The organism is Nitrosovibrio sp. Nv17 (assembly GCF_900119085.1).
GTDB lineage: Bacteria > Pseudomonadota > Gammaproteobacteria > Burkholderiales > Nitrosomonadaceae > Nitrosospira.
Genome location: NZ_FPIQ01000044.1, coordinates 1 through 3,418 on the forward strand (window position 1 = coordinate 1; position 3,418 = coordinate 3,418).

At 50.7% G+C, this 3,418-nt stretch carries 6 protein-coding genes and 1 pseudogene; 2 read left to right on the forward strand and 5 right to left on the reverse strand.

Annotated features, from left to right (window positions below; genetic code table 11):
* Positions 1-153 precede the first annotated feature (153 nt).
* Positions 154-312, reverse strand: coding sequence for a hypothetical protein (locus BT108_RS13885; RefSeq protein WP_177257329.1), 159 nt, complete (start codon positions 310-312; stop codon positions 154-156).
* Between the two features lie 192 nt (positions 313-504).
* Here BT108_RS13885 and BT108_RS13170 point away from each other — a divergent pair, with 192 nt between their 5' ends.
* Both BT108_RS13170 and BT108_RS13175 read left to right on the forward strand, forming a co-directional pair.
* On the forward strand, positions 505-792 hold the full coding sequence (locus BT108_RS13170; protein WP_072295012.1) for a ribbon-helix-helix domain-containing protein: 288 nt from the start codon (positions 505-507) through the stop codon (positions 790-792).
* Complete coding sequence (locus BT108_RS13175; RefSeq protein WP_072295013.1) at positions 792-1,082, forward strand: type II toxin-antitoxin system RelE/ParE family toxin; 291 nt, start codon at positions 792-794, stop codon at positions 1,080-1,082. Before BT108_RS13170 ends, BT108_RS13175 begins: the two co-directional genes overlap by 1 nt.
* A 147-nt stretch (positions 1,083-1,229) precedes the next feature.
* Here the strand turns inward: BT108_RS13175 and BT108_RS14215 are convergent.
* From BT108_RS14215 to BT108_RS14030, 4 genes and pseudogenes are all read right to left on the reverse strand, one after another.
* Positions 1,230-1,424: pseudogene (locus tag BT108_RS14215) on the reverse strand (IS3 family transposase); the annotation flags it as partial.
* 93 nt (positions 1,425-1,517) lie between these two features.
* Positions 1,518-2,135: a hypothetical protein gene (locus tag BT108_RS13680; protein ID WP_143142513.1), complete on the reverse strand. Its 618-nt coding sequence runs from the start codon at positions 2,133-2,135 to the stop codon at positions 1,518-1,520.
* A gap of 188 nt (positions 2,136-2,323) precedes the next feature.
* The gene (locus tag BT108_RS13180) at positions 2,324-2,866 is read right to left on the reverse strand and encodes a hypothetical protein (RefSeq protein WP_072295014.1); all 543 of its coding nucleotides are present in this window, start codon (positions 2,864-2,866) and stop codon (positions 2,324-2,326) included.
* Positions 2,867-2,872: 6 nt separating this feature from the next.
* The coding region (locus BT108_RS14030) for an RHS repeat-associated core domain-containing protein (RefSeq protein WP_218184880.1) at positions 2,873-3,418 on the reverse strand (546 nt) is incomplete at its 5' end.

Sequence of the window (3,418 nt, forward strand, 5' to 3'; positions counted from 1 at the left end):
CATGACCAGCCCTTCGATAATCAACGCTTCTATGCCCTTCCCGCATGAGCAAAAACATGAATTAGTGTTGACTCTGAACAGAGTATCTACCCCTACTGGCAACGTGACAAGCCAGACGAATAAAGCACCAAGGAGTAGGCAGCGAATTATGGATCATTCGGTGCACGGAACGATGCGCAGGGATCTGTCATTCGCGTTGGCTTTGACCTGCGCGACCAGATCCCGCGCCATCACGCCTGGCAGCAGCCTGTAGGCAAAGCCGCCGCCAGCCATGGTCCGCAGATCCGGCCCCGGCCAGATGAAGCGGTTCACGTCGGTCGTGATAATACATGTGGACGACAAAGACAGGCTCGCGGTGCGCGATGACGCGATAGCGCCCGAATGCGCAGGTGAGTTTATGGGTCGTGATCCTGGTTCCAAGCCATAGAAAAAACTGTTTATTCTTGTTATGGATGCTCTTTTTTGCTACCTTGGTATGAATTATTCCGACCACGGGACTTGCAAATGACCACTACCGAAAAAATCAGTATCGCCCTACCGCCAGAAATGGTCTCCCTTGTCCGCAGCGCGGTGGCCACCGGCGAATATGCCTCCAGCAGCGAGGTCATCCGGGATGCGCTGCGGGATTGGACATATAAACGGAGCTTGCGCCAGCAAGGGGTCGCGGAATTACGCCAGCTGTGGCAGGAAGCCTTGAGCGACAAGACACAGGGAGCCGTTGCCGAGGACGTACTCGACCGCCTCGAACGCAAATATCAAGCCATCGCCGATGCAGCCGGCATGGTGAAATAATGCAGCTTGAGTTCTCCCGTTTTGTTGAAAGCGATCTGGACGATATCGCTGACCATATCGCTCAGGACAATCCCCGCCGGGCCATTACCTTTGTTCAGGAAATCCGGGCCAAACTTCAAGAGATACGCCACAATCCGCTGCTGTATCAACTCCGGCCCGATATAGGGGAGGAAGCGCGTATGGCAATCCTGGGCAACTATGCCATTCTCTTCCGCGTGACCGGCGACATTGTGCGGATTGAGCGTGTTCTCTATGGTGGCCGGAATTTACTGGGAATCATTGAAGCCTGACTTAAGACCTACCGAAATGCCGTCCCACATCCATCCCGCTTCTGCCTGCAACGCCACCTTGCGATCAATATCGCGGATCACCCGCCCCAGGAATGTTCTGAGCCGCTTCTGTTCCCGTTTCACACGCCGCATCTGTTCAGCACACAATTCTTTCGATGGGTTTAACCAGACCTCATTGGTTCTATCCCAGTTTCGTGTAGGGCCAGACCAGCGCTCAGGATGTTTGGTCTTTGCCGTTTCGTAAAGGGCTTTTCGTTTCCTCAGAGACTCGCTGTCCAGGCCGGCATGACGCTGTGCAGGCGTCACGAATTTGATGGTGCTATAGCGATGCTCATGGTCGTAGCCGTACGTCCACACTCCGTCTCCCGCCAGGTTGCCGTTGGCGTCGTGGATTATTGAATCAGCAGGCCAGGGTCAGTAATCGTCTCCCGAAAGCTATTTCCACCACTTCGATCCCCAGTTGTAGTAGTAGCCCAGCCCTCCGAGCTTCATCTCGCGGGAGTAGGTCTGGCCTGGACTGAGTGTTGCATATTCCTCCGATGGTACGGTCACTTCGATGTTTCGCTCGTTATAGTGGAAGGTTACAAAGTGAGGCTTCCCCATGAAGCGTCCTCCCGAACCTATTTCCATTTGACTAATCGGTCCACTGAGTAACACCGGCTCACCTTCTCCACTTATGGCGTTCCAGAATATGAAATATCCAATGCCACAAACCAGTGAAGAAGCGGTGGCAAACAAAAATGACCCCATCACCCTATAAATCCTGACAAGAACCGAGGGATATATCGGCAATGTTCGAGAAAACAGAATTATCCATTTTATGAAGAAAATGATGAAAAAACAAATAACTATATAAATAATTCTATCATCATATTCTAATCGGTTCTCGCTATCGATGAACCATAATGAAAATCCAGGTATTAATAAAATTGAGCCATCCAGATAGAAAAACAGATGCCCATCAAGCGCTTCCAAAGTCGTCAATGTGCTTTCACGGAATTTGCCATATAGCTTACGCAGCTTTTGGATATGCCGAGAGAACAATTGGCGCATCGATCCGCCGAGATTGATGGTCAGTAATGGAAGACAAGATTGGAGAATACCCTTTTCCAGTTATCCCATGCGGCAACACCGGGATGCCGGAACTATCTCTATCTCACGATCATTTCCGTGGCAGAAGGCCGCCTTGCCCTACTTGACTGGATGGCAGACCGAAATCGATCTCCATAATGCCGATATGCCTACTTCCACGGCTCATACCGTAAAATATTAGGGTTGGAATCCGTTTCTTTCGTGATGATCCGGAAGTCTCGAAGGGACGGATAACCATGTTGTACCAGATATTTTGCTGTTTCTTTTGTAATTCCAATCTTTGGAAAAAGAAGCATGGGTATATGTTGATAACATAACAATACCTCTCCATCGGAAACCACCTTCAACAAGGCCAAAACGCCGGCGGAAGAACCAGTCGCCGGCTCACGCCCATAAATGAACGCACGTTTTGAACGTCCATAGATTCTCTTTCCGACTCTTTTTTCCACATTTCTCACTTTTTCTATTCCGATTCCTATGTATCCCTCACGAGAAATCCAAATAAATACCGAAGCCTGGGAGACTTTTTCGGCGATCAGATTAATTTCATATCTTATGTCATACTCTTGATTTGGATCTTCCGGATCCTCACCCTCGATCTCTTTTAGGTACAAATGGATATCCTCGTAGTCGTGGGCTTCAAACCACGAAACTATGAGATCCTTAAGCTCTTCTGGTACGGGTAACCCCATTACTCTTTACTTCCGTGGTTTGGCACCAGCACTCGTATTACCCATGCTGCCTTGAGACGGCGAGGGAGAGGTGAGCCCACTTCCCAGAATCCCTGCGGACAAGCCATCCCTGACTGGATTCCCCTTGGGAGTAAGCGAGATGCCCGGTATATCGAAATGCTTTTTCCCGACACGCAAGCTCGGTACAACAGCATCCTGAGCCTTATTAATAGTCCACCCAAACCGCATAGCTCCGTGGTTGAGCAATCCCGCAGTTTTTGCATAACCATGTTCAATTGCTCTTGCCCCTCCGCGTCCCAGCAATCCACCAGTGGGGCCTAGAAGAGAAAGACCGGCACCCGCAACAGTCGAGATACCCACGCTGTCCCAGTCTACTTGAGATAAATTACCACCATTGCTGATGAGCTGAGCGCCGAGATCGATGCCCCCACCGGCGAGCGCACCTACCACAGCCGCAATACACCATGGACAGTTTCCCGATGGATCCGTACGGTTGATGGGGTTGTTCCCCACGTACGCATACAGGTTGAGGTCGCTCTCGTATCCCACCGG

Bases quoted from the DNA above. Each gene is read 5' to 3' on its own strand.
- BT108_RS13170 (WP_072295012.1), top strand. From the start codon at position 505: ATGACCACTACCGAAAAAATCAGTATCGCCCTACCGCCAGAAATGGTC.
- BT108_RS13175 (WP_072295013.1), top strand. From the start codon at position 792: ATGCAGCTTGAGTTCTCCCGTTTTGTTGAAAGCGATCTGGACGATATC.
- BT108_RS13680 (WP_143142513.1), bottom strand. From the start codon at position 2,135: ATGCGCCAATTGTTCTCTCGGCATATCCAAAAGCTGCGTAAGCTATAT.
- BT108_RS13180 (WP_072295014.1), bottom strand. From the start codon at position 2,866: ATGGGGTTACCCGTACCAGAAGAGCTTAAGGATCTCATAGTTTCGTGG.